Source organism: Marinobacter salsuginis (assembly GCF_009617755.1).
Taxonomy (GTDB): domain Bacteria; phylum Pseudomonadota; class Gammaproteobacteria; order Pseudomonadales; family Oleiphilaceae; genus Marinobacter; species Marinobacter salsuginis.
In genome coordinates this window covers 240,260-261,328 of the sequence record NZ_BGZH01000002.1, presented here as the reverse complement: position 1 = coordinate 261,328, position 21,069 = coordinate 240,260, and the positions used below count along the sequence as shown (strand labels likewise).

29 protein-coding genes are annotated in these 21,069 nt (G+C 55.0%); 16 read left to right on the top strand and 13 right to left on the bottom strand.

Going from position 1 to position 21,069, the window contains the following annotated elements:
• Positions 1-8 precede the first annotated feature (8 nt).
• Positions 9-1,667, top strand: a complete 1,659-nt coding sequence (locus GJU83_RS12455; protein WP_069184265.1) for an acetolactate synthase large subunit — start codon at positions 9-11, stop codon at positions 1,665-1,667.
• 15 nt (positions 1,668-1,682) lie between these two features.
• Here the strand turns inward: GJU83_RS12455 and GJU83_RS12450 are convergent, their stop codons facing one another.
• From GJU83_RS12450 to GJU83_RS12440, 3 genes are all read right to left on the bottom strand, one after another.
• Positions 1,683-2,408: an SGNH/GDSL hydrolase family protein gene (locus tag GJU83_RS12450; protein WP_069184266.1), complete on the bottom strand. Its 726-nt coding sequence runs from the start codon at positions 2,406-2,408 to the stop codon at positions 1,683-1,685.
• Between the two features lie 26 nt (positions 2,409-2,434).
• Entirely contained in the window at positions 2,435-2,767 is a 333-nt protein-coding gene (locus GJU83_RS12445) for an SMR family transporter (RefSeq protein WP_083231841.1), read from the bottom strand.
• 97 nt (positions 2,768-2,864) lie between these two features.
• Positions 2,865-3,890: a T6SS phospholipase effector Tle1-like catalytic domain-containing protein gene (locus GJU83_RS12440; RefSeq protein ID WP_069184268.1), complete on the bottom strand. Its 1,026-nt coding sequence runs from the start codon at positions 3,888-3,890 to the stop codon at positions 2,865-2,867.
• Positions 3,891-4,353: 463 nt separating this feature from the next.
• Between GJU83_RS12440 and GJU83_RS12435 the strand changes: the two genes are divergently transcribed.
• The 7 genes from GJU83_RS12435 (at position 4,354) to GJU83_RS12405 (ending at position 8,991) form a co-directional block, all read left to right on the top strand.
• Complete coding sequence (locus GJU83_RS12435; protein WP_069184269.1) at positions 4,354-4,812, top strand: Rv1443c family protein; 459 nt, start codon at positions 4,354-4,356, stop codon at positions 4,810-4,812.
• 1,157 nt (positions 4,813-5,969) lie between these two features.
• Entirely contained in the window at positions 5,970-6,239 is a 270-nt protein-coding gene (locus tag GJU83_RS12430; protein WP_069183939.1) for a hypothetical protein, read from the top strand.
• A gap of 301 nt (positions 6,240-6,540) precedes the next feature.
• Complete coding sequence (locus GJU83_RS19235) at positions 6,541-6,834, top strand: DUF7684 family protein (protein ID WP_420492531.1); 294 nt, start codon at positions 6,541-6,543, stop codon at positions 6,832-6,834.
• 114 nt (positions 6,835-6,948) lie between these two features.
• Positions 6,949-7,266 (top strand): hypothetical protein, encoded by a 318-nt coding sequence (locus tag GJU83_RS12420; RefSeq protein ID WP_069183938.1) that lies wholly within the window; start codon positions 6,949-6,951, stop codon positions 7,264-7,266.
• Positions 7,267-7,383: 117 nt separating this feature from the next.
• Positions 7,384-7,662 carry a type II toxin-antitoxin system RelE/ParE family toxin gene (locus tag GJU83_RS12415; protein ID WP_069183937.1) on the top strand — a complete coding sequence of 93 codons (279 nt, stop codon included), beginning with the start codon at positions 7,384-7,386 and terminating at the stop codon, positions 7,660-7,662.
• The gene (locus GJU83_RS12410; protein WP_153634483.1) at positions 7,662-7,955 is read left to right on the top strand and encodes a HigA family addiction module antitoxin; all 294 of its coding nucleotides are present in this window, start codon (positions 7,662-7,664) and stop codon (positions 7,953-7,955) included. Before GJU83_RS12415 ends, GJU83_RS12410 begins: the two co-directional genes overlap by 1 nt.
• Before the next feature lie 568 nt (positions 7,956-8,523).
• Entirely contained in the window at positions 8,524-8,991 is a 468-nt protein-coding gene (locus tag GJU83_RS12405) for a hypothetical protein (protein WP_069183936.1), read from the top strand.
• Between the two features lie 543 nt (positions 8,992-9,534).
• Here GJU83_RS12405 and GJU83_RS12400 read toward each other — a convergent pair.
• Entirely contained in the window at positions 9,535-10,038 is a 504-nt protein-coding gene (locus GJU83_RS12400) for a lactoylglutathione lyase family protein (protein WP_069183935.1), read from the bottom strand.
• Between the two features lie 94 nt (positions 10,039-10,132).
• Here GJU83_RS12400 and GJU83_RS12395 point away from each other — a divergent pair, with 94 nt between their 5' ends.
• The 3 genes from GJU83_RS12395 (at position 10,133) to GJU83_RS18965 (ending at position 11,787) form a co-directional block, all read left to right on the top strand.
• On the top strand, positions 10,133-11,002 hold the full coding sequence (locus tag GJU83_RS12395) for a LysR family transcriptional regulator (RefSeq protein WP_069183934.1): 870 nt from the start codon (positions 10,133-10,135) through the stop codon (positions 11,000-11,002).
• Positions 11,003-11,080: 78 nt separating this feature from the next.
• Positions 11,081-11,482, top strand: coding sequence for a GFA family protein (locus tag GJU83_RS12390; RefSeq protein ID WP_083231831.1), 402 nt, complete (start codon positions 11,081-11,083; stop codon positions 11,480-11,482).
• Positions 11,483-11,610: 128 nt separating this feature from the next.
• Complete coding sequence (locus GJU83_RS18965) at positions 11,611-11,787, top strand: hypothetical protein (RefSeq protein ID WP_167352707.1); 177 nt, start codon at positions 11,611-11,613, stop codon at positions 11,785-11,787.
• A 104-nt stretch (positions 11,788-11,891) separates the two neighbouring features.
• Here the strand turns inward: GJU83_RS18965 and GJU83_RS12385 are convergent, their stop codons facing one another.
• The 3 genes from GJU83_RS12385 to GJU83_RS12375 all read right to left on the bottom strand — a co-directional run bounded on the left by GJU83_RS12385 (position 11,892) and on the right by GJU83_RS12375 (position 13,400).
• The gene (locus GJU83_RS12385) at positions 11,892-12,293 is read right to left on the bottom strand and encodes a GFA family protein (protein WP_069183933.1); all 402 of its coding nucleotides are present in this window, start codon (positions 12,291-12,293) and stop codon (positions 11,892-11,894) included.
• Positions 12,294-12,414: 121 nt separating this feature from the next.
• Entirely contained in the window at positions 12,415-12,795 is a 381-nt protein-coding gene (locus tag GJU83_RS12380; RefSeq protein WP_069183932.1) for a cupin domain-containing protein, read from the bottom strand.
• Positions 12,796-12,806: 11 nt separating this feature from the next.
• Complete coding sequence (locus GJU83_RS12375) at positions 12,807-13,400, bottom strand: NAD(P)H-dependent oxidoreductase (protein WP_069183931.1); 594 nt, start codon at positions 13,398-13,400, stop codon at positions 12,807-12,809.
• 110 nt (positions 13,401-13,510) lie between these two features.
• On the opposite strand from GJU83_RS12375, the gene GJU83_RS12370 reads away from it, so the two are divergent.
• Positions 13,511-13,870: a winged helix-turn-helix transcriptional regulator gene (locus GJU83_RS12370; protein WP_069183930.1), complete on the top strand. Its 360-nt coding sequence runs from the start codon at positions 13,511-13,513 to the stop codon at positions 13,868-13,870.
• Here GJU83_RS12370 and GJU83_RS12365 read toward each other — a convergent pair.
• Genes GJU83_RS12365 through GJU83_RS12350 form a run of 4 tightly spaced genes read right to left on the bottom strand, consistent with a single transcriptional unit; the run spans position 13,863 to position 16,149 of the window.
• Positions 13,863-14,912, bottom strand: coding sequence for an NAD(P)H-dependent flavin oxidoreductase (locus GJU83_RS12365; RefSeq protein ID WP_069183929.1), 1,050 nt, complete (start codon positions 14,910-14,912; stop codon positions 13,863-13,865). The genes GJU83_RS12370 and GJU83_RS12365 overlap by 8 nt on opposite strands.
• A 27-nt stretch (positions 14,913-14,939) precedes the next feature.
• On the bottom strand, positions 14,940-15,137 hold the full coding sequence (locus GJU83_RS12360; protein ID WP_069183928.1) for a tautomerase family protein: 198 nt from the start codon (positions 15,135-15,137) through the stop codon (positions 14,940-14,942).
• A gap of 37 nt (positions 15,138-15,174) precedes the next feature.
• The gene (locus GJU83_RS12355) at positions 15,175-15,531 is read right to left on the bottom strand and encodes a nuclear transport factor 2 family protein (RefSeq protein ID WP_069183927.1); all 357 of its coding nucleotides are present in this window, start codon (positions 15,529-15,531) and stop codon (positions 15,175-15,177) included.
• Positions 15,532-16,149, bottom strand: coding sequence for a glutathione S-transferase family protein (locus GJU83_RS12350; RefSeq protein WP_069183926.1), 618 nt, complete (start codon positions 16,147-16,149; stop codon positions 15,532-15,534). It abuts the gene before it with no gap.
• 124 nt (positions 16,150-16,273) lie between these two features.
• Between GJU83_RS12350 and GJU83_RS12345 the strand changes: the two genes are divergently transcribed.
• From GJU83_RS12345 to GJU83_RS12335, 4 genes are all read left to right on the top strand, one after another.
• Positions 16,274-17,158, top strand: a complete 885-nt coding sequence (locus tag GJU83_RS12345) for a LysR family transcriptional regulator (protein WP_069183925.1) — start codon at positions 16,274-16,276, stop codon at positions 17,156-17,158.
• A 67-nt stretch (positions 17,159-17,225) separates the two neighbouring features.
• On the top strand, positions 17,226-17,552 hold the full coding sequence (locus GJU83_RS12340; protein ID WP_083231829.1) for a TfoX/Sxy family protein: 327 nt from the start codon (positions 17,226-17,228) through the stop codon (positions 17,550-17,552).
• Between the two features lie 90 nt (positions 17,553-17,642).
• Positions 17,643-17,909 (top strand): hypothetical protein, encoded by a 267-nt coding sequence (locus GJU83_RS19010; RefSeq protein ID WP_069183924.1) that lies wholly within the window; start codon positions 17,643-17,645, stop codon positions 17,907-17,909.
• A gap of 99 nt (positions 17,910-18,008) precedes the next feature.
• Complete coding sequence (locus GJU83_RS12335) at positions 18,009-18,935, top strand: M14 family metallopeptidase (RefSeq protein WP_069183923.1); 927 nt, start codon at positions 18,009-18,011, stop codon at positions 18,933-18,935.
• Here GJU83_RS12335 and GJU83_RS12330 read toward each other — a convergent pair.
• Complete coding sequence (locus GJU83_RS12330) at positions 18,932-19,741, bottom strand: substrate-binding periplasmic protein (protein WP_227514535.1); 810 nt, start codon at positions 19,739-19,741, stop codon at positions 18,932-18,934. The two genes, GJU83_RS12335 and GJU83_RS12330, sit on opposite strands and share 4 nt — an antisense overlap.
• Before the next feature lie 98 nt (positions 19,742-19,839).
• Complete coding sequence (locus tag GJU83_RS12325; RefSeq protein ID WP_069183921.1) at positions 19,840-20,916, bottom strand: TauD/TfdA dioxygenase family protein; 1,077 nt, start codon at positions 20,914-20,916, stop codon at positions 19,840-19,842.
• Between the last annotated feature and the right edge of the window lie 153 nt (positions 20,917-21,069).

The following is a 21,069-nucleotide window of genomic DNA, read 5'->3' as shown; positions in this document are numbered from 1 at the left end:
GAACAACAATGACAAACGGCGCTCAAGCCCTGATGAAAACCCTGGTGGATGCCGGCGTTGAGGTTTGCTTCAGCAACCCCGGCACCAGTGAAATGCATTTTGTGGCCGCCCTGGACGACGAGCCCAAAATGCGGGCGGTGCTTGCCCTGTTCGAGGGTGTTGCCACCGGCGCTGCGGATGGCTACGCCCGCATGGCCGACAAGCCCGCCGCCACCCTGTTGCACCTGGGTTGCGGGCTGGGCAACGGCCTGGCCAACCTGCACAACGCCCGCAAGGGCAAGGTGCCGGTGCTGAACATTGTTGGCGACCACGCCACCTACCACGTGAAATACGATGCCCAGCTGCAGTCGGATATCGAGACCGTGGCCCGTAACGTTTCGCCCGGGTTTGTGCGCACTGCCACGAGTACCGAAACCCTGTGCCAGGATGCCGCCGAAGCCATTGCCGCTGCCCGCACGGCCCCGGGGCAAGTCGCCACATTAATACTGCCTGCGGATGTGTCCTGGGGTGAGGGTGGTGTGCCCAGCGCGCCCATGGCACCGCCAGAACCGGAGCCGGCAGACGATGCCACGGTGGAAGCCATTGCCAAGGCGATCCGCTCCGGCAAGAAAACTGCCTTGCTGATGGGCGGCCATTCCCTGCGCGAACCCAGTATGCTGGCGGCTGCCAAACTGGCTGCCCACAGCGGCGTCACCCTGCTGGCGGAAACCTTCCCCACCCGCATGGAGCGGGGTGCCGGGCTGCCTTACATCGAGCGAATCGCCTACCTGGCCGAGCTGGCCACGGTTCAGCTTACCGACATCGAGCAACTGATCCTGGTGGATTCAAAAGCGCCGGTTTCCTTCTTCGCCTATCCCGGCAAGAAGAGCTATCTGGTGCCGGACACCTGCCAGGTACACACCCTGGCCGCCCCGGACCAGGACATCCTCGCCAGCCTCAACAAACTCAATGACGCCGTTGGCGCCAGCCAGGCGCAGCCGAAGCTTCAGCCCGCGAAACGCCCAGGCCGCCCCCGGGGCAAGCTCACTGCTGAGAAAGTCTGCAAAGCGGTGGGTGAGCTGATGCCGGAGAACGCGATCATTGTGGACGAGGGCATTACCTCCAGCCTGATGCTCTCGGTGATGACCGCCGGAGCGCCCCGGCACGACATGCTTACCCTTACTGGCGGCGCCATCGGCCAGGGCCTGCCCAATGCCGTGGGTGCCGCCGTGGCCTGTCCGGATCGGCCAGTCATTGCCCTGATCGGCGATGGTACTGCCATGTACACCATCCAGGCCCTGTGGACCATGGCCCGGGAGCAGCTGAATGTAACCTCCATTATCTTCAACAACGCTTCCTACTCCGTGCTCAACATCGAGCTGGAGCGGGTAGGAGCGGAAGACGCCGGAGAGAAGGCCAAGTCCCAGCTGGACCTGCGCGGCCCGGTGATCAACTTCGCGGAAATGGCCAACGGCATGGGCGTTCACGGCGTGCGGGTGCACACCGCCGAGGAAATGGCAAAGGCCCTGGAATACGCCCAGAGAATGCCGGGCCCACACCTGATCGAAGCCGTGATCCCGGAATCCCTGAGCGGGGTGAAGCGCCGGATATTGCCCTGGATGCTGCGCTCACTGCCCAGCCTGCCGCTGTCGGTTTCCAAGGCGCTGAAGCGCAAGCTGGCGCCCTGAGGCGGGAAGGAGGGGTTAGCCTCCCTGATTGGTGAGGCTGACCCTGTCTGCCAGTGCCTCGGCAATATAGCGGTAGCCCTTGTGGCCGGGGTGATAGCCATCCCTGGCCAGAAGCTCAGGATCGGTAACCACCGGGTAGTTCAGGTAACGGAAGTCTTCAGGAAACTGACGCGCCAGACTGATATAGAGGTTATCCAGCTGCCGGGCTCTCCACCCCATTATGTGCCGAAGCGGAGAAGGCAGTGCCGTGAACAGATGCATCGGCGGCACGCTCAAAAGCAGAATGGGTACTGAATACTGTGGTGCCAGCAATTGACGCAATTCCCGCAGTTGCTGGCGGAAACGAAACCGGGGTGTGAAGCCAGTGGTGTCGTTCACGCCCATGCTCAACAGCACCACATCCGCCTCTGGCAATTCAGCGGTTTCCAGCTCCCTCAGCAGCGCCCCAAGCCGAATACCGTTAACGCCGAAGGTATGCCAGGCAATGGACTTGCCGGTGCGCTCGTGAATCTGCTTCGCCAACTGGCTGGCCAGCCCCTGATCGTGGGTTCTAACACCCACGCCGGCTGCGGTGGATTCGCCAATCACCAGGATTCGCCTGGCGGGATTGCCTTCACCATATTGACCGCACGGAGACCCGCCGGCTTCCGGCAACCTGGGCGTTGTGCGGCGCGCCTGCTTGCCCTGGTAGAGCAGTACCGGAAAGAGCAGGGCGGTGGTCAGCCAGAATGGAAGGTGCATTGGAAGGCTCCTGATTTACCGGCAGGCTAGTGAGCGACCGACTTGGAAAACAGATTGATCACCGCAACACCGGTGATGATCAGCGCCATACCAATCACAGTGGCGGCATCCAGAGCCTGCCCGTAAATCAGCCAGCCGATAAGTGCTACCAGCACAACGCCCATCCCCGCCCAGATGGCATAGGCCACGCCTACGGGAATTTCCTTCAGGGTCAGCGACAGGAAGTAAAAGGCAATCGTATAGCCGATAATCACCAACAGGCTGGGCCAGAGTTTGGTGAAGCCTTCACTGGCTTTCAGGCCGGTGGTGGCAATCACTTCCGCAACGATGGCAACGCCCAGAAAAATCCAGCTCATCACAACTGACACACTCCTGTTGGTTAAAACCGCCCTGCGATTACAGGGTTACTCTTTGGGCGGTGGAGTCTATCAAAAACCAGGCTGAACGCGCGCGGGCTTAGCCCGGCCAGAGCGGTGGCCATTGGCCGTGGGTCTTCTCGAATTGTTCGATCGGCTCGCTGCGGTAACCACTGGCGTAGCGTTCTTTCACGCTCGGATGGACCCAGGTGCGGTTATTGTCAGGTGGCGGTATCGTGCGCACCAGCTTGCCCAGCAGCTTGTACTTGCCCTTGTATTCGTTGTGCTGTTTTGCGTTGGTGTGGGTTACGGAGGGCAGGGAATCGTTGAACACCAGGGACTGCTTTTGAGCTTCCGCCTTCAGCCACAGCAGGGGAATATCGGCCAGGGTGCGACCCTGCTTGTCTGGCCCATAACCACCGCCGACGTCCGAGTGCACGCCAGCAAACCACACCTGCTCCAGATCCGTGCCGTCTCGCGGCTCCCAGAGCGTGGGCTCGAAATCCTCCCGCTGCTCGTCCAGCGAGAGCGCGTGGCGGGCGACGCGAATGTTGCTACCGATCTTGCGATCGTAGAACAGGTCCTGATCCTTGATCAGACCGAAGAACGTGAAGGGCAGGCCCAGTGCGCCCACGGTATCCCACACCCCGACAAACCGGATCGGCGTGCGCTGCTCCAGCGAATACTTCGCCTTCCAGGCCATGGAGTGGTCGCCATTGGCTTTGTGCTTCTTGGTTTTGTAGAGCTTGAAGGCCTCCTCGATCCGGCTGCCATGTTCCTTTCGCACAATGCTGCAGTTATTGATCATCCCGCACAGGCTGCGGGCCGTGTAGGCACCGCGACTGAACCCGAACAGGAAAATTTCGTCGCCCGGCTCGTAGTTGTGCACCAGAAACCGATAGCCGTCCATGACGTTCTTCTCCAGCCCGTACCCGGTGGCACCGGCCCGAAGTGAATCGTGGTAGGAGCCAATGCCCCAGTCGTAAAACACCACCTGCTCCACCCCGTTACCGTCGGTAGGCCGGATGGCGCGGGCAAATTGCAGAACGTTGGTGGGATAGTCCTCACCCAGAATTTCCTCCGGGCGGTTCCAGGTGCCATCAAAGCAGACAGCAATGCGTTTCATGGGAATGACCTCCTGTCGTTTTTGTTCCACGTTGCCCCGCCTGTAAACCAGGGAGCAACTTTGCCCACTCTCCGGCGGATGGAAACGGCCGGTACATCCTGTTTGGTGGGTATAGATGAGTATCTCAGGTATGTGGCTGGGAGGGTAGTGCCACGACCCAGAGTGCCGGAGTTATACGAACGCGTTCGCAAAACTCCAGAAACCGCGTGAGAAATGTCGGTAACTATCTGATAGGGTTAAAAAGTTGGAAAAGGATGGGTGGAGTTATACGCCCACGGTAGGAGCAGGAGTGGCTTAAACAAGGGCGTATAACTCCGGCGGTAGCCGTGGTAAGTGGTGGTTAAGAGCGTGTTTTTATTCAACAAACTCATATCTTGTTGAGCGTTTTTGAATGGAGTTTTACGAATGGGTGATATACGAACGCGTTCGTATAATTAGCTGTTAACTGTCATGGAAGACATCAGTGAAATTTGAAGTATCGAGCAATCTGAAAATCAGTCCCGAAGATGTCGATGGGCTTCTCACCATGAAGGGTGTGAATAGGGAATTGAGTCCTCTCATCCGAATGACGGCACCGTCAGAATGGTCAAGTAAGCCGATCTTTGAATGGCCTACGGGCAAGGTGCTCTTCTCAAGCTGGATACTCCTTTTCGGCATCTTACCCATCGATCGGCACACGTTCTTTTTTAACTCCATTGATCGCCAACGGGGTTTTGCGGAGTCGTCGAGCTCTATAACCAATAAGGTGTGGCACCATCGTCGAGACATCAAGATAAATGAGGCGTTGCCCCAGATCACAGATACTGTCGAATTCCAGTGTAGGTTGCCGATGCTGGCATATGTTCTGGCACCTGTTTACCGCTTCATCTTCACGCATCGTCATCGGGTGCTAAGGTCTTACTATGGTGGTAGCGCCAGTTAACCAGTCAATTAAGTTCGTTCCGGCCTGCGGCCTCCACCGGACGACCCTGTCGGGCCGCCGCTTATTTCAGCGTTAGAAAAGATCTTTATTGCAAGTCTACTAGGGGTATAGGGATTGTACGCGCTAATAGAATTGTTCCTCGGAGTGGGTTTTGTAGTTGGCTTAATCTACCGCGGTGAGTATCTATTACATAATCGTCGTCGAAGGCCTTGTCCTCGTTGTGGAGGGACAGGGTACTTGCCGCACTTCAAGCATGTTCAGAATGGAATATGTTTTTTATGTCGAGGTGGTGATGGTCAGTACATTAATCCGGTAATTGAGCGACAGGAACAAGAAGCGCGGCTGAGGGAAAAAGCACTGCAGTACGAGGTTGAGTTCCAGCACTCCCGATCCATGTACCTGTCGGAGCGTGAATCTCACTACAGGTCCTTATCGGAAAACGACTTGTTTGATTTATGGACCCAGCGTGAGTCGCTAGATCTGGAGCAGGACGAAATTGAGCTGATCCGAAAAATTCTCCGACAGATCAAGGGTATAAGTAGCATTGAGAAACCTGCGCTCCATGTTTGTGCTGACTGTGGCATGGTAGGAAGCAACTGTACCTGCCGAAAGGTCTGACATTTTCTAACCAGTGGAGGCACGGCGACGCCCACTACATTGCGCCTTCGGCTCCATTTCGCAGGCACGCATGCTGCAAGCGTTATATTTTTTGAGTCAAGAAGAGGATCTTGTCATGGACGAACCAAGAAAGTCTCGATTGAAGCAGTTGGTTCAGGCTTACGCTTTCATTGGTGACAAAAGCTCGGACAGGGCTCGCCGAATCATGCGTTTGATCAATGTCCTCCGAGCGCGCCGTGACTTGAAGCGTTTGGAAGAGCAAAGGGCAAATGAAGCCGAGTACCGAGAAACGTCCCTGATGCACAACAAAAATATCCACGGATACTGCACCAGGTGCCACAACAAGGGAATGGGTGTCTACAGGCACATTTTGCGCGGAGTTTGTTTCCAGTGCGGGAGAATGCCGACACCATGAAAATATAACCAGTCATTCCAGTTTGTTCCGGCCCTGAAGGGCCTCCACCGGACGGCCTTTTCTCCGCTTCGCTGCGCAAAGGCCGCCGCTGAATATTGGCGTTAGGAAGCCTGATGGAATCTATATGGTCGACAAGAAAAGCCAAAAATTAACCAAAGTGCAAGCTGAAGTGCTGGGGCTTCTAGATGCAGGAGCGGTCATGGCTATTGATTCCACTAATCTCGCCAAGATCGGTGATCGGGACATTGCATCGAAGACCCGCTATTTTTTAACAGACAATAGACTTGTGACACGCAAAGACAAAAACAAAGCTGTAACAACAACTGGAAATGGTTATGTGATTACAGAGAAAGGTAAAAAGCTCTTATCTGAGTATCAGGGAGGTCAAAAATGAGTGCGCGCCACATATCTGCTGAAAAGCTCGCAGCGCTAGTACCAACCGCCAGCTGTTGTGATTGCTCAAGGGAAGCAAGCCAGGCACCGAATTCACAAATTTGGACAATTTGGAATGGATCCCGTTATTACTGTCCTGCTTGTGCCGCAAGCGAAGGCATTGGGGCCAATAGCTGAGATTTTCCAAGATTCCTAACCATTCATTCTAGTTCGTTACGGCTCTGGCGGGCCTCCACCGGACGGCCTTTTCTCCGCTCCGCTACGCAAAGGCCGCTGAATATTGGCGTTAGAGCTGATAAACCATGAAGCCCAGAAAGGTTATTCTAGCGACCAACAGACGATACTCTGATCAGTATGAGCCACTGTTGGAAGAACTATTCAACCGGCGCATAGAATTGTTTTGCGCATGGGGAGCCCATTGTGAGCAGTGGGAGTCGGCAATGGACCTGTTTGCGACGGATCCTGATCGTATTGAAGAGCATCATATCACCACGACCAGCCACTCGGACGAGTCACTGGAAGATGTTCAAAGCATGGCTCGCATGTGTGTTGTCGAGGGCGGTGGCAGCAATGACGTTGAGATCATCAGGCTCTAACCAATCGGTCAACCGGACGCCAAAAGCGTACCGCTTTTGGTTCCCTCCGCTGCGCTACGGCGCCGGTTACCATCAGCGTGAAGTTCTACCATTTACCCGATAAGGAGAGGCAACATGGGAACATATTTTACGAGTTCAGGGTTCAGTAGCTGTGAAGTAGGCGGGTTTGTTGCGTCTGCATTGCTTCACGATCTCAGGGTCAACAATTTTACTTTTACGAATTTTCCAGAAGTCGACGTTTCCTGGGACGACAACCATTTTCACATAACCCTAAAAGTCCATGGGGTTAGTAGCTCGACCTTCAGTTTTGATTACGAGACAGTCAAATCTGAGGTTAAGCGTTTTCAAGATAAAAAGGACGTGAGCGCTCAGGTATTCGATGTTATCCAAAAGCATGCTGCGGAGTTAGAGGGTGCAGTCAAAAGAACTTAACAATCGCAGGTACGGCGACGTCTTTTCCATTGCGGCTTAGCCTCCATTCCAAAGCCTCGCGTGCTGCGGGCGTTAAGCTTTATTGTTGCGTGATGCGCAACATGCTATCTTTTCCTCATGATTAAATCATTCCGTCACAAAGGACTGAAACGGTTCTACTCAACTGGCAACACGTCTGGCATACAGCCTGACCACGCCAAGAAGCTGCGAATGCAGCTGGCTGCTCTGGATACGGCCACTTTGGTGGAAGATATGGATATACCGGGTTTCCGGCTTCATCCATTGAAGGGTAGAGATAAAGGGCGGTGGTCGATTCGTGTTAACGGAAATTGGCGCATGACGTTCGAGTTTCAGGACGGCAACGCCTACATTCTTGATTATGAGGATTATCACTAATGACTATGCATAATCCGCCGCATCCTGGTGAATTCATTCGGGAGGTGTACCTGGAGCCTTTTGGCATCAGTTCCCGTCAGCTTGCGTCTAGCCTGGGGGTCTCACCTTCCACGTTGTCTCGTCTGCTCAAAGGAGATAGCGGCATAAGTCCGGAAATGTCTCTGCGGCTATCCAAGGTTCTCGGGCGTACACCTGAAAGCTGGTTGGCGATGCAGGATATGTACGATCTGTGGGTGGCCCGCAAAACGGTCAACCTGGATGGAATCCATCCCCTGGACTTCGAGGCAGCTTAACCAATGGCTGTTGTCGGACGCGCCTGCGCTGGCGCTCCGGCACGCCGGAAAGCCAGGCGTTATCGGCTTTAGTCTCAGATATGGAAGTTTAGAGTGGAAATTAAGATCTTCGGCATTTCGTTAGCGATAGGCATAGGGTTAGCCGCTGTGTTCTGGTTACCCGTCTTGTGGGGTTATTTCTTTGCCAGATGGAAGGGGCTTTGCTCTCCAAAGCGCTTCGCGTTTTTCAGTGGTTGTACGAGCTACGGGATTCAAACTCTGATCGGAGCACTGCTGATATTTCCCTTTTGCCGTCCCAGCGACAAAGTCTGCGCCGCAGTATTGTTATGGCAACCCTGGTGCGTGGCTCTGCCACTTTCTGGATTTCGCCGAGGATTGGTCCGGTACATTTGGGTTGATTGCGGCTGTGGTCGTAACAGTCTTAGCACCGGCAATATTTAATAAGTATGTGTGGGCCGGTGCCAATAGCCGTTAACCAAGCGGTCAACCGCACGCCAAAAGCCTGCCACTTTGGGTTCCCTCCGCTGCGTCCCGGCTCCGGTTACCATAGGTGCTATAAGGAGAAGGCGTGCATCATCTAGCTGTCCAGTGGATTGTGGGGTTACTGAGGGATAGGAATATTCCCTTTCTGATCTGTGGCGGGCTCGCAGCGAAGGGATATGGCTCTGAGCGCGATCTGAATGACATCGATCTTTTCGTGCCCGGTGAATGCTTTTGGTCAGTGGTTGAGGCTGGCCAGAAATTTGTATCCAAAGCTGCCGCTCACCGTCGGGAGGAAGGCTGGGATCTGACCTACGTCCAGTTCAAGTATGAAGGTGTCAAAGTGGAGGTGGGCAGTTCTGATGGTCCGCGAATTTTTGATGCAAACAGGCAAACCTGGGTTCCGCTTAGCATAGATTTCTCTCGATATGCGACGGTGTCTTTGCTTGGCATTGAACTTCCCCTTATGTTGAAAGAGGACTTGGTCCATTATAAGACCGCGCTCTCACGCCCAGTGGATATCGAGGATGTTTGTGCTATCCGTGAGAGTGAATAAACAGACTATGCACCGGAGACCAGAACCTCTGCTTCGCGCCGGTTTTGTCACCGGTGATAGTGAACCATGCCATAAATCAAGGAGTCAGATTTGAGATCAGGAATCTTCATTGTAGTCAGTGCTTTGCTGGTTGGATGTGCAACCCATGAGCAACCCATTTCTACAGCAACAAGTACAGGCGAAATCGTCGAATCCTCTTTCGACCAAAAGGCTGTTGGAGAGAACTCGCTCATGACAAATCAAGCCTTAAAGTCTTACCGAGAAGGGTATGTTCATGCAACCGAACACAAAGCTTTTGCGCAATCTGATGTGGGTGCCTGGTCCTGGAAATCAAACAGAACCTCAGTCAGGTACGCGATAGAGAACTCTTTGAAAGATTGCCAAAGAAACAACAAAAGACATGAAGCTGAATACCCGTGCAAGATCATTAATGTTGATGGGAAATGGGTCGGAGAGCAGTAGACCCTGTAGCCGCGCATGCTGGCTAGTGTTGAATCAAGGAGACTTTCCGCTGCGGAAAGTCTCCCTAAAACACCTGGGTGCTTATTGGTAGGCCCCCGCACTGTAAATCAACTCATAGCTGTGGCTGTAGATTTCCAGGATGTTGCCAAAGGGGTCTTCCATGTAAATCATGCGGTAGGGCTTTTCGCCAGGGTAATAGTAGCGGGGTTTCTCCATGCGCTTTTTACCGCCCGCAGCCACAATCCTCTCAGCCAGTTCCTCTACGTTCGGGTCTTGCACACAGAAGTGAAACACCCCGGTTTTCCAGTACTCGAAATTGTCTTCCGGGTTGGTCTGGTTCTTGAACTGAAAAAGCTCCACGCCGATTCGATCGCCTGTTGACAGGTGAGCGATACGGAAGCTGCCCCAGCCTGCGCCGAATACATCAGTGCACATCTCTCCGATGGCGCTGTCGTCCTCTTCGATCTCGGTTGGTTCCATAATCAGGTACCAACCCATCACCTCTGTGTAAAACTTTACGGCTTGCTCAAGGTCGGGCACGGATATGCCGATGTGTGAGAAATTTCTTGGGTAAGCGTTGTTCATGTCCTGTCCTCCTCTGTTGAGACTGAGAGCAGGTTACATTTGCTGATTGATCATTTAAAATTATCATTTATTCTCGTAAAGATTATGTAGTGTAATGATAAATACGACCTGGTTGCGCACCTTTTGCACACTGGTGGAAGTTGGTCATTTCACCCGTACGGCTGAACGCCTTCACATGACACAGTCGGGCGTGAGTCAGCATGTGCGTAAACTCGAGGAGCAACTGGGTGCCGAATTGCTGGTGAGGCAGGGCAAGCAGTTTTCTCTATCCGGTGCAGGAGAGAGGCTGTACACCGAGGCGCAGAGCATCCTTTTCGCGTTGTCGAATCTTGAGCAGACAGTGGGAGAGGACCCGCCTTTTGAAGGCAGTGTGCGAATCATGTCGCCGGGCAGTGTCGGGCTGAAGCTCTATCCACACCTGTTGGCTCTTCAGAGCAAACACCCGAAGCTGGTTATCGATTACCGGTTTGCGCCGAACCCCGATGTGGAAACTGCCATTGCCGGGTCTGCTGTTGACCTCGGATTCATGACGTCGAGATCGACGCTGGCCGACGTAAGTTGCACGCCCGTCGCCCAGGAATCGCTGCTGTTGGTAACACCGGCCACCGTGAAGGAACCGGATTGGGACACGCTGATGAACCTCGGCTTTATCGACCATCCCGATGGCAGTCATCACGCCAGTCTGCTTCTTGGTGCCAATTACCCCGAGTTTCAGCACAGCAACCTGTTTCCGAAGAAAGGCTTCTCAAACCAGATTGGTTTGATTCTGGAACCGGCAAGTATGGGGTTGGGATTTACCGTTCTGCCTGCCCACGCCGTTGAAGCCTTTGAGAAGCGTGAGCACATCAGAGCTCATCGTCTTGCTAACCCGGTGAGTGAAACGCTGTATCTGTGTGTTCCACGGCACCGGGCACTTGCGGCGAGAATGCGGACTATAATTGCGGAAACCAGGAAATGGCTTTAAACCGGCCTGGAATTTGGCACGTCGCGCCACTCGTGTGCGCAGTGATGTTGCCATCTAACTGCTCAGTAAGGGATTAAGATGACGACGCATTCTGGCTCTTGCCTGTGTGGCACCGTGAAATATGAGATAGAGGGCGACTTCGAGAGCTTCTACCTCTGTCACTGCCGGCACTGTCAAAAAGATACTGGATCGGCTCACGCGGCAAACCTGTTTTCACAGTCCGCTGAATTAACCTGGTTGGCCGGTGCCGATGCTGTAACCTCCTTTACGCTTCCTGGCACTCGTCATAACAAGAGCTTTTGTAAGCTGTGTGGTTCAGCATTGCCCGACACTCAGATAGCCGGTTTGCTCGTTGTTCCAGCAGGGGGCCTGGACACGGAGATCTCTTTGTCGCCAACGGCGCATATCTTTTTATCCAGTAAAGCCGCCTGGGAAGAGGCGTCAGCGGGAGTGCCAGAGTTCGAGGGACTGCCACATTGAGCTGTCTGGGGCTCTGAGTTCTTCGGCCACGGACACTTGCGGTGAGAATAAGGACTATAATTTCTGGGGCCAGGCGGGAGATTTAGTGCGATCGACTTTGAGATTCGTCGAATGTGAGGGTCTGGATTATGGACGAGAAAAACAGACCAAGTGATAAAACAAGCTGGGCTATAGGTGGCGGCGTATTGCTCGGGCTTGGCGTTGGTTTTGTTTTTTTGCCGACCTCAGCTTTGGCATTTGTTGGCTCAATTATCGGAGGCTTGGGTATTGGCCTGATTATCGCAGCGGTATTGTCACGCCTGTAGACCGTTGTTCGAACCCCCAAACAGAACGCTGCGCGAGATAACTGGCCAGCCATCGCTCACAAATCCCCGCTCAGCGTCGCTTAGTCCCTCTAACCTACCAGGCGCTATCGCTTGGGCAGCGCATCATCAATGTCGACGATTCTACGGTCATAGAAGAAATGCCCGTTGGGCTGATAAGACTCCGGAAGTGTGTATCCGTTGGTCTTGAGCACCAGGATCTGTGAAACCAGCTTCCAGCCCATGGCGTTGGTGTTGTAAAGCACCTCGCCACAGTCAGCACAGAACACGCGTTTCATGCGTTTGGAAGGGTGCTGGAATGTTTTCACACTCGGCTCGCCCTTTGTCACCGAAACCTGCTCTGCTTCCCAGGCCAGCACTGAGTGATAGGGGACCTGAAGCAGGTCTCGGCAATCTTCACAGTGGCAGAAAGCGTGGACTTTTGGTTCACCGGTCATGGTGACTTCCACGGTGCCGCAGTCGCAATGTACTTGATGTGTTTCAGTCATGGTGCTTTCCTCCTGACTAAAAACGTTGAATTCGCACTAGCGTTGCTCCGGATGAACCCGGTGAAGGCTATGGATCATGAGGAGCACATCGAGCGATCGAGCCATAAGCGGCTCCGATTGCTCATGGTTTGTCCTCAACAATGATTGCAACCACCTCGCTCTTGCCGCTGTTAGTGACCTGATGGGTCCAGCTCTCGTGCCACATCACGTGTCCATCAGGCACGTTCGCCTGAAATGATTCTCCGCCCGGCTTGGTGATGGTGAGTTGGCCGCCTTTCTGGAAGTAGACCGTTTCATTGTGATGGCGGTGCATGGCGTCTGATTCACCAGGCTGCAGTACCATCTTCAGCACTAAAACATGCTCGTTCTCTTTGAGCACGCTGTAATACTCGGGGGAGGCCACGTGCGCGGCTTGGTCCGCCTGGCTTTCTGCGGTGGCGCCCCCGGTGGCCGCCAGAAAGGCGGCGCCGAAAAACAGGTTCCGTAGATTGGTGCTGGGCATGGCTGCCTCCTTTAGGCGGTTGGAATTTGGGCAGCGAGGTGGGCCCGAAAACGCTGAAAATCTTGCTCCACCTGCGGATTTTTCATCACGTCGTAGCAGGCGAAGGTGTTCAACGCTTCCATGCCGAAGAAGCGGAAGTTCATGTGCATGGGGAATAGCAGGTCGTCCACGCTACCGCCCCGGAAGAGATATTCATCCGGGTTATTGAAGGCTTCTTCGGGGGCATTGAAGGTGAGCGAGAGCAGGTATTTTTTGCCCTGCAACGTGCCGCCATTGCCATAATTCGCCTTGGGTGCTTCTTCGGTGCGGCCATCGCCGTTGCACAACGCGCCGCCCATTCCGGCTGTGTAGACTTCGTCCATGTATTTCTTGAAGCTCCAGGGCACGCCCATCCAGTTAACCGGGGTTTGCAGCAGGATGATGTCTGCCCACTGGTGGTTTTCCAGCTCCTGGTCCACGTCCCAGCCTTTATCGACTTCCACGATTTTTGTCTGATGCCCGTCGGCAGTAAGCAACTCGTCGGCCATCTGAACCAGAGTTCCGTTGAGTTTGCCTTCTGCGAAGGGATAGTAATGGTGCGCATTGATGATGAGGATATTGCTCATCGGAACCTCCATCTGTGGTAACGAATGTAGTGCTGGTATACTATGGTTACCTGTAAATGATGATCAATTAGTATACTTTTGGTAACCTTGTTCCAAGTGCTGGAGAACGGATGGAAAGTCGCGTAGAAACAGACGATTACGGTCGGAAAAAAGTTTTTAACGCCTGCATGGAACCCTGCGCTATTGAAAGGGGCATGCGCATCATCGGCGGAAAATGGACCGGCTCCATCATTTATCACCTGAAAGACGGCCCGGTGCGCTTCAACGACCTTGCCCGCATGCTCGGCGGTGCCAGCAAGAAGATGATTGATCAGCGCCTCAAGGAGCTGGAGTCGCGGGAGATGGTGGTGCGAAAGGTCATCAATGACCGGCCGGTCGCGGTTACCTATGAGTTGACCGATTTTGGTCGCAGCGCGCTGAAGATTCTTGATGACCTGAGGGTGTGGTCTGAGAAATACGATATCAGCTAGTTTGTTGTGCTCCGGCCAATTTCAACGTCATTTCCCCGGCTGCGATTTCCTCGCACCCCGTAGTGTTCTGCCCCGCCCACAGTGGCGAAAAGTCTCCCTTTCCGCACTTTTCAGCCTCCGATCTCAAGGGCGCCAGCGCACCTGCGGCATTGGGAAAGTCCGGCACGCGCGTACTGAGAGGGCCTTGCTCTCTGATAAGGCGGTTGGCGATGCCGCGCGCCGGGCGACCGGAAAATACATTGGTGATTTCGGTGTGGGACGCCTGCTCGGACTGGAGCGCGGCACGGTGGATGGCGCTGGTTTTCGTTTCGGTGCAGAGAAGGTAAGCAGTGCCGACCTGGGCGGCGACGGCGCCCAGTTTTCTGGCTGCTTCGACGCCTGCGGCGGAGGCAATACCCCCTGCCGCAATAACCGGGATTTTTACCCTGGATACGATTTGGGGGAGCAACGCAAAGGTACCCATGTGCAGGCCAAGGTCGCCAGACAGAAAGTGGCCGCGATGGCCACCGGCCTCGAGCCCTTGTGCAATGATGGCGTCTGCGCCTCGTTCCTCCAGCCACAAGGCTTCGGCCACGGTGGTGGCGCTGGCCAGTACCTTCACTCCGCTGGATTTTATGTAGGCCAGCAAGTCGGGGGCCGGTAAGCCGAAGTGAAAGCTCACTACCGCAGGCTTCAGTTCAGCCACCAGATCGGCAGTTTGTTCATCGAAGGGTCGACGGCTTGCGCCGCCGGCGTCATCGTTCAGGTCTAGCCCCAGCTCTTCGTAGTAAGGTTGCAGGCTTTGTCGCCAGGCCGCTTCTTTCTCCGGGTCTTCCGGTGGCAGGGTGTGGCAGAAGAAATTCAGGTTGAAGGGCCGGTCGGTCGCGGACCTTATCCTGGCGACTTCTTCGAGTATTTTGTCGCCTGTGAGCATGGCACAGGGGAGCGAACCCAGCCCTCCCGCTTTGGAAACCGCGATGGTCAACGCGCTGTCCTGCACGCCGGCCATGGGTGCCTGAATCACTGGATACTCCACTTTCAGTAATTCCCTGAGGATGGTCATGGTAAGTGTTGCTCCCCTGTTTGTTGGTTATCGTTTTCGCAGATTGGTGACGGTTTCTCCTTTCACGCCCCAGTTGTCGGTCGACAATTCGTCGATGACCACGTGGGTGGCGTCAGGATTCTTGTTCAGGACATCGACCAGTAGCTGCGTTGTTCCCTGAATTAATTGGCGTTTCTGTTCGACGGTTACGTTGTCGTCGGTGACTTTGATATTGACATAAGGCATTCGAAATTCCTCTCGATAAATGGTTTCGGGTTTTCGGTCAGGCGGTGGCTGGCGCGTACATTTTGTTTACGATCTTCCAGACACCGTCTTCCCTGAGGAAACCCAGATAGTCGGTAAAGTCGCCGTGGGGCAGGGGGCACGCCACTTTCACCATGGCCTGGTTTCCGGCCAGTTCCACCCGGAGGATGCGATAGTCCTCCGGGTGTCCGATGTTCGCGGGTATTGGTCGCGTTGCGACATCGGCCAGCCATTCATCCAGTGTGCGCCGCAGGCCGGGTGCCTTGAGTACACAGTCCCTGTGGAACAACGGCGCCAGTCGTTCGGCATTCCCCGTGTGCAGGCCCTGAAAATACTCATTCACCATGGTTTCCAACTGGCGTTTTTCGGTGTCCATTTATGCCGCGGCCCCCGCGCTGTATGCCTCTTCCCGCTGCAGGGCAAGTTGCATGCTGTCTCGCCTCAATACGGCATCCACCATCTGCCGGCTGCGCGGGCCGAGTACGATATCCACGGGGAAGAAGTCGCCCCAACGGGAGTACACGGCCAGCAGAATGTCGGCGGGGGAGATGTCATGCCCCCCGAGGTAGGGCATGTGCTCCAGCTTCGCTTCCACCACCTGCCACAGTTTGTTGATGGCCACCGCCGCAGAATCGAAAACCTGCTGTCTGGCTGCTGCATCGTTCACGTTGGCCTGGGCAAAGAACAGGCGGCCGTAGGCGGGATGCATGGTGGCGTTTGCGAACAGCATGTTTTCGATGGCCTGATGCCGCGCGTCCCCGCTTTCAGCGATCAGGTTGTTCTTATGCTTGTTGAGCAGATGGAGGATGATCGCCACGCCCTCGTTCAGCACCTTGTCGCCGTCGACCAGTACTGGCACGGTTCCGGCGGGGTTCAGGGTTTCAAAGTGGTCGGCTTCCAGCTTGTGAACCAGGGTGCTTTCCTGGTTGAGCTCGTTGAGAATCGCCTGCGTGGCCAGTGAACAGGCGCCGGGAATGAAGTACAGGGTGTGCATATAAAACCTCGTTTGTTGGGTTATTGCGTGACTGCAAGTGAAGTTTGGCGCTTCCCTTCGTGTTCTTAAATGGCAATAATGTTTTATCAGTATCAACATTTTGGAAACAGTAAGGCCGGGCAGTATGGACAAATTGCGGGCAATGCGGATGTTTGTTCGGGTGGTGGATGCCGGTAGCTTTACCAGTGTGGCCAACGAGCTGAATGTAACCACCTCGATGATCAGCAAGGAGATAGGGCGGCTGGAGGAGGATTTGGGGGTGAGGCTGCTGCACCGATCGACCCGCGGGCAGCAATTGACGTCCATTGGTGAGGGATACCTGGAGCGGTGCCGGGAATTGCTGGTTCAGGTAGACGATGCGGACGCCTATGTGCAGCACATGCAGGACAACCCGCGCGGCAAGTTACGCATCAACGCTCCTATGGCGCTAGGCATTACCGATCTGTCGCAACTGTTCTCCGCCTACATGAAGCAATACCCGGATGTGGAGCTGGACATACAGCTGGGAGACGAGAGCCTGGATTTGATCGAGCATGGATTCGATCTGGGGTTTCGGGCGTCCAGCCAGATGCTCGATTCCAACTATGTAGGCAAACCGCTGGTCCGTTTTACCTACAAGGTGTGCGCCTCACCCGGGTACCTGGAGAGCCATCCGCCGATTCGTGATGTGGAGGATCTGGCCGCCCATAATTGCTTTGTGTACAGCTATTTCAAATCGGGAAATTTTTGGCCGCTGGCGCAGGGTATTACCGTCGGTGGTTCCCTCAAGGTGAACAGCACGTTGTTCATGAAACAGGTGATTGAGGACGGGCTGGGCATCGGTTTTCTTCCCAGCTTTGTGGCCAGGGAAAGTATAGAGCAGGGCAAGTTGGTGGAAGTGCTGCCGGAGGCTAGCCGCCCGGACCTAACGCTTTATGCGCTATACCCGAACCGGCAGTTTACGCAGCCGAAACTGCTCAGCTGCATTGAGTTTCTGCAATCCTGGTTTCTGTCCCGGAACCTGGACTAGCCGCGTTCTGGCAATGGGGCGAGTTTGTCGGATAGAGTTATGCACCGTTGTTTCGGGGGGAGCGACCATGGTGAGTGAGTACATAGAATACCTGAAAGAGGCTTTCGCCGAGTTCGGCGAGATTCGCGCCAGAAAGATGTTTGGTGGCTACGGCCTCTACCACGATGATGTGATGATCGGCCTTGTCGCCGAGGATACGCTCTACCTGAAAGTCGACTCTGAGACTGTCAGTTGTTTTGAGGAACGTGGGTTATCCCAGTTTATGTATCCTAAGGGGCAGAAAATGGTGGGCATGTCGTATTACCAGGCACCCGAAGAGGCGTTGGAAGACCCATCGGAGATGTGCCATTGGGCGACACTGGCCTATGGTGCAGCACTCCGATCCCGTCAATAATACTCACCGCTGGGCTACTGTTGGCGGATGCACTTGTGGTGCGCTCTGACACTCCTGGAAGGCAGAGCATTAGCTAAAAAAGAGGACAGAATGCGATACATCATAGGTGTGCTAATCCCGATACTTCTTCAGTCTTTTGTTGTTTTTATTGTGATTGCAATGAATACCGGAAACGGTTCATGGGCTGGTTTAGCCGCTTTGCTACTTGGTATGTTCGCGATTCCCGCGACAGGAATTGCTAATTTTTTCTATATCAGAGCAAGAAAAGATCGACAAACCTTTTCTGTCATGTGGCCCTGCTTTTTGATGGCCCTGATAATGCCCATCATCGTAATTTTATTAGTTATCATCGGGTAACCGGACTTTCCGGTGCCACCACCCGCAGAGGTGGGTTCTTTGTTTGTGAACCATAGTAATGGATTTCTCGCATTGGCAATGATCGGAGAAAGAAGCGATATGAAGACGGCTGAAACTTACCCAATCGGTACTCCTGGCACGCCCTGGGGCGATGCGGAATGCGCCGAGTGGTTGTCTAGCCAGACCCGTCAGCGTAGTTATGAGGCGGAGGTGTTGAGTGTGATCGAGCGCCTTCGCTCGCGCTTCGATGTGGAAGAGTATGGCGCTTTGGATTACGGCCCGGATTATTACCCGCTGATGGCTATTCGCAGCCGTGACTGGAACGACGATTTGCCGGTGGTACTGATCACGGGCGGGGTTCACGGGTATGAAACCAGCGGGGTGCATGGGGCGCTGCAGTTCCTTGATAAACACGCGGCGGAGTATGCGGGCCGCGTGAACCTGCTTGTTGCGCCCTGCGTGAGTCCCTGGGCGTATGAGCGTATTCATCGCTGGAACCGTAATGCGATCGACCCCAACCGTTCCTTCCACGAAGGTAGTCGGGCGGAGGAGTCTGCCGCACTCATGCGATTGGTAGCGCCTATTCGTGACAGTGCTCTGATTCATATCGATCTTCACGAGACCACTGATACCGACGAATCAGAATTTCGCCCGGCGCTGGCAGCCCGCGACGGCAAGCCGTTCGAACCGGCAGGCATTCCCGATGGCTTTTACGTGGTTGATGACAGTGAGAACCCGAAACCCGATTTTCAGCAGGCGGTGATCAAGGCGGTGGAGCAGGTGACGCACATTGCGCCAGCGGATGAGAATGGCGAGATCTTCGGCTCCAAGGTCGTTGCGCGGGGCGTGATTGAGTACCCACTTGCCCAGTGGGGCCTGTGCGCCGGCATGACTCGGGCGCCCTACCGAACCACTACCGAGGTTTATCCGGATAGCCCGCGAGTTACCCCCGAGCAATGCAATGCCGCGCAGGCTACTGCGGTTTGTGCGGCCATCGATTACGGGCTGGCACAGCCCAGTTTTTAATCGTTTTCGGAGAGATATGGCCGCGCCAATGTCTCAAGTTTTTCTTCTCTGAGTTCGCCGATGGCATCCCAGATCTGCTCGGAGAGCTCTGGGTGGGCTGCTGTGAATTGGCGCGAAAGCATCAGGTAGTAGGGTTTGGTCTTGAGGGGCGGGGCGATCCGGACAATACCCTCCAACTGGTCGGGATTGTTGGCCAACAGATAATCGGCGGTCACCGATTGCAGCGCCACGGCTTTTACACGCTTCGCCTTGAGTAACTGCAGACTTTGCATCGAGCTGCGGACTTTGATCACGGAGACACCAAGATTCTCAAGATCGTTCACGATTGAGTAACCGAGTGGGGCGCCAATGCTGATGTCCGGATCTTCGAACGCTTCGCCGTTCCAGCCGATTTCAGTGTTGGGCAGGGTATAGAGATAGTAGCTAATGGTGGTCAGGCGGCGTGAGGGATCAACCTGGCCATCCTCCCAGGGGTATTCGCCAATGCGGGTACGCGAGCTGTTGAAAGAGGCGTTGAATATCCCGTCTACCTGGCCGGTTTTGAGCATCGTGAGGCAACGCTTCCAGGGATAGCGGCTGAATCTGATCTGCAGGCCAGGTATCCGTTCCTCAAGCATTTTGACCAGTTCAACCGCGGCGCCAGGCTTGTCCAGTACCCGTTGGGTGTCACCCATGTAGTATGGGAACTGGGTCTTATCTTCATAGGCAACATGCAGCACGGTGTCTGCCGCCGCCGGAAGGCTTGCACTCAGGGTAAGACCCGCCAACAGAGCAAAAGCGAGAACGACCTGAATACAAGCTTTCATGAGCATACTCTAAATGTTTGAGGGAACCCGCTTAGCTTAGTTCGCGGGTGATTTTTTTCCATTCGTCCCGGAATTCAGGCGCCTGCAGAACGGACGAGTCAGTTCTGCAGGCGAATATCATCCTTCCAGCGAAAGCCAACACCACCGGCTTGCCACACGCCGTCTTTGTTGAACGGATGGGGGCCGGCCATATTAATGTACTGCGGTAAACCGAAGTGAGGCGACAGATTGCGAGGGGCCTTTATGGTAACCCGGTCCATAATGCGCAGACCCTGTTGTTCTGCCGGCAGGTGGGCCTCCGGTGAGGCTCGGTGGGCCACCGCCCAGTTGTCGATAAACAGCAGATCGCCGGTGTCGTACTCGAAGCGAATGCCGTAGCCATCCTCGAAGGAATCGTTCAGCAAATCGTTGTAGTCGTTGAACAGTTCTTTCATAGCCGCTTCGTCCAGCAGGCGGAAACTGTCTGCATGTGCGGGGAGAGTTTTGAGTTGGTCGATTGTCAGTCCTTCATCCGGCAGGCGTTCGATGACGGCGCCGGTCATGCCCAGGTGCAGCCACACGCTTTTTCGGCCGGAAATCGGATGCGTATGAACCACGGGGTGTGTGACGCTGGACGCGGAGTTAACCGAGACAAGGCGTTCCCAGAAGTCCTGCTTCTCCGGCGGCAGTGAATCAAACGCGGCGCCCTGGTGAGCGAAATGGGTGCCGCCGCCGTTTTCCGGCGCGCGAGCCATGTAGTAGGCGCTGTGGGAAAAGGTAGCGGCTTCGAAACTGCCGTCGTTGTGCCATTGGGGACCGACGCCGAGGATGCCCTGGCGGCCATCGTTCGAGCAGCGGAAGATGTGCCGGTTCCGGCCGGGCGTTGCCGGATGAACACCGTGGGTGGAGTGGATTTCACGGCCGCCCCACCACTTGCAGGCATCAATCAGTTCTTCGGGCGATAGACCGGCCTGGTGTTTGAAAACGATGAATCCGCGATTGGCCATTTCCTCTTCCAGGGCCTTGATGGCGGGCTCTGGCAGTTGGTTGCGCACGTCGGCGCCGTAGATTTCAACGCCGATGGGATCCAGTGGCTTAAGCGACAAACCGTGCTGTTCAAGCAGAGTCACGTTCTCCGGGTTCAGGGCCGCTACGGTGGAGGTGGGTTCGCGGGGTATTTCCTGGGTCTGTGCCATAGCCGTCACTACCATGCTGCTCGCTTTTCAGACAGCCTAACCCAGCGGGTTTTGGGAATTCAAACCTGAATAATCTCTGTACATGTCTTCAACTGGACGGGTCGCGCTTCCACCCGGCAAGACCAATTCGCGTTTGCCTTCGTAGATGCGGCC

Bases quoted from the DNA above. Each gene is read 5' to 3' on its own strand.
- GJU83_RS12455 (WP_069184265.1), top strand. From the start codon at position 9: ATGACAAACGGCGCTCAAGCCCTGATGAAAACCCTGGTGGATGCCGGC.
- GJU83_RS12450 (WP_069184266.1), bottom strand. From the start codon at position 2,408: ATGCACCTTCCATTCTGGCTGACCACCGCCCTGCTCTTTCCGGTACTG.
- GJU83_RS12440 (WP_069184268.1), bottom strand. From the start codon at position 3,890: ATGAAACGCATTGCTGTCTGCTTTGATGGCACCTGGAACCGCCCGGAG.
- GJU83_RS12430 (WP_069183939.1), top strand. From the start codon at position 5,970: ATGGTCGACAAGAAAAGCCAAAAATTAACCAAAGTGCAAGCTGAAGTG.
- GJU83_RS19235 (WP_420492531.1), top strand. From the start codon at position 6,541: ATGAAGCCCAGAAAGGTTATTCTAGCGACCAACAGACGATACTCTGAT.
- GJU83_RS12420 (WP_069183938.1), top strand. From the start codon at position 6,949: ATGGGAACATATTTTACGAGTTCAGGGTTCAGTAGCTGTGAAGTAGGC.
- GJU83_RS12415 (WP_069183937.1), top strand. From the start codon at position 7,384: ATGATTAAATCATTCCGTCACAAAGGACTGAAACGGTTCTACTCAACT.
- GJU83_RS12410 (WP_153634483.1), top strand. From the start codon at position 7,662: ATGACTATGCATAATCCGCCGCATCCTGGTGAATTCATTCGGGAGGTG.
- GJU83_RS12400 (WP_069183935.1), bottom strand. From the start codon at position 10,038: ATGAACAACGCTTACCCAAGAAATTTCTCACACATCGGCATATCCGTG.
- GJU83_RS12395 (WP_069183934.1), top strand. From the start codon at position 10,133: ATGATAAATACGACCTGGTTGCGCACCTTTTGCACACTGGTGGAAGTT.
- GJU83_RS12390 (WP_083231831.1), top strand. From the start codon at position 11,081: ATGACGACGCATTCTGGCTCTTGCCTGTGTGGCACCGTGAAATATGAG.
- GJU83_RS18965 (WP_167352707.1), top strand. From the start codon at position 11,611: ATGGACGAGAAAAACAGACCAAGTGATAAAACAAGCTGGGCTATAGGT.
- GJU83_RS12385 (WP_069183933.1), bottom strand. From the start codon at position 12,293: ATGACTGAAACACATCAAGTACATTGCGACTGCGGCACCGTGGAAGTC.
- GJU83_RS12380 (WP_069183932.1), bottom strand. From the start codon at position 12,795: ATGCCCAGCACCAATCTACGGAACCTGTTTTTCGGCGCCGCCTTTCTG.
- GJU83_RS12375 (WP_069183931.1), bottom strand. From the start codon at position 13,400: ATGAGCAATATCCTCATCATCAATGCGCACCATTACTATCCCTTCGCA.
- GJU83_RS12370 (WP_069183930.1), top strand. From the start codon at position 13,511: ATGGAAAGTCGCGTAGAAACAGACGATTACGGTCGGAAAAAAGTTTTT.
- GJU83_RS12365 (WP_069183929.1), bottom strand. From the start codon at position 14,912: ATGACCATCCTCAGGGAATTACTGAAAGTGGAGTATCCAGTGATTCAG.
- GJU83_RS12360 (WP_069183928.1), bottom strand. From the start codon at position 15,137: ATGCCTTATGTCAATATCAAAGTCACCGACGACAACGTAACCGTCGAA.
- GJU83_RS12355 (WP_069183927.1), bottom strand. From the start codon at position 15,531: ATGGACACCGAAAAACGCCAGTTGGAAACCATGGTGAATGAGTATTTT.
- GJU83_RS12350 (WP_069183926.1), bottom strand. From the start codon at position 16,149: ATGCACACCCTGTACTTCATTCCCGGCGCCTGTTCACTGGCCACGCAG.
- GJU83_RS12345 (WP_069183925.1), top strand. From the start codon at position 16,274: ATGGACAAATTGCGGGCAATGCGGATGTTTGTTCGGGTGGTGGATGCC.
- GJU83_RS12340 (WP_083231829.1), top strand. From the start codon at position 17,226: ATGGTGAGTGAGTACATAGAATACCTGAAAGAGGCTTTCGCCGAGTTC.
- GJU83_RS19010 (WP_069183924.1), top strand. From the start codon at position 17,643: ATGCGATACATCATAGGTGTGCTAATCCCGATACTTCTTCAGTCTTTT.
- GJU83_RS12335 (WP_069183923.1), top strand. From the start codon at position 18,009: ATGAAGACGGCTGAAACTTACCCAATCGGTACTCCTGGCACGCCCTGG.
- GJU83_RS12330 (WP_227514535.1), bottom strand. From the start codon at position 19,741: ATGAAAGCTTGTATTCAGGTCGTTCTCGCTTTTGCTCTGTTGGCGGGT.
- GJU83_RS12325 (WP_069183921.1), bottom strand. From the start codon at position 20,916: ATGGCACAGACCCAGGAAATACCCCGCGAACCCACCTCCACCGTAGCG.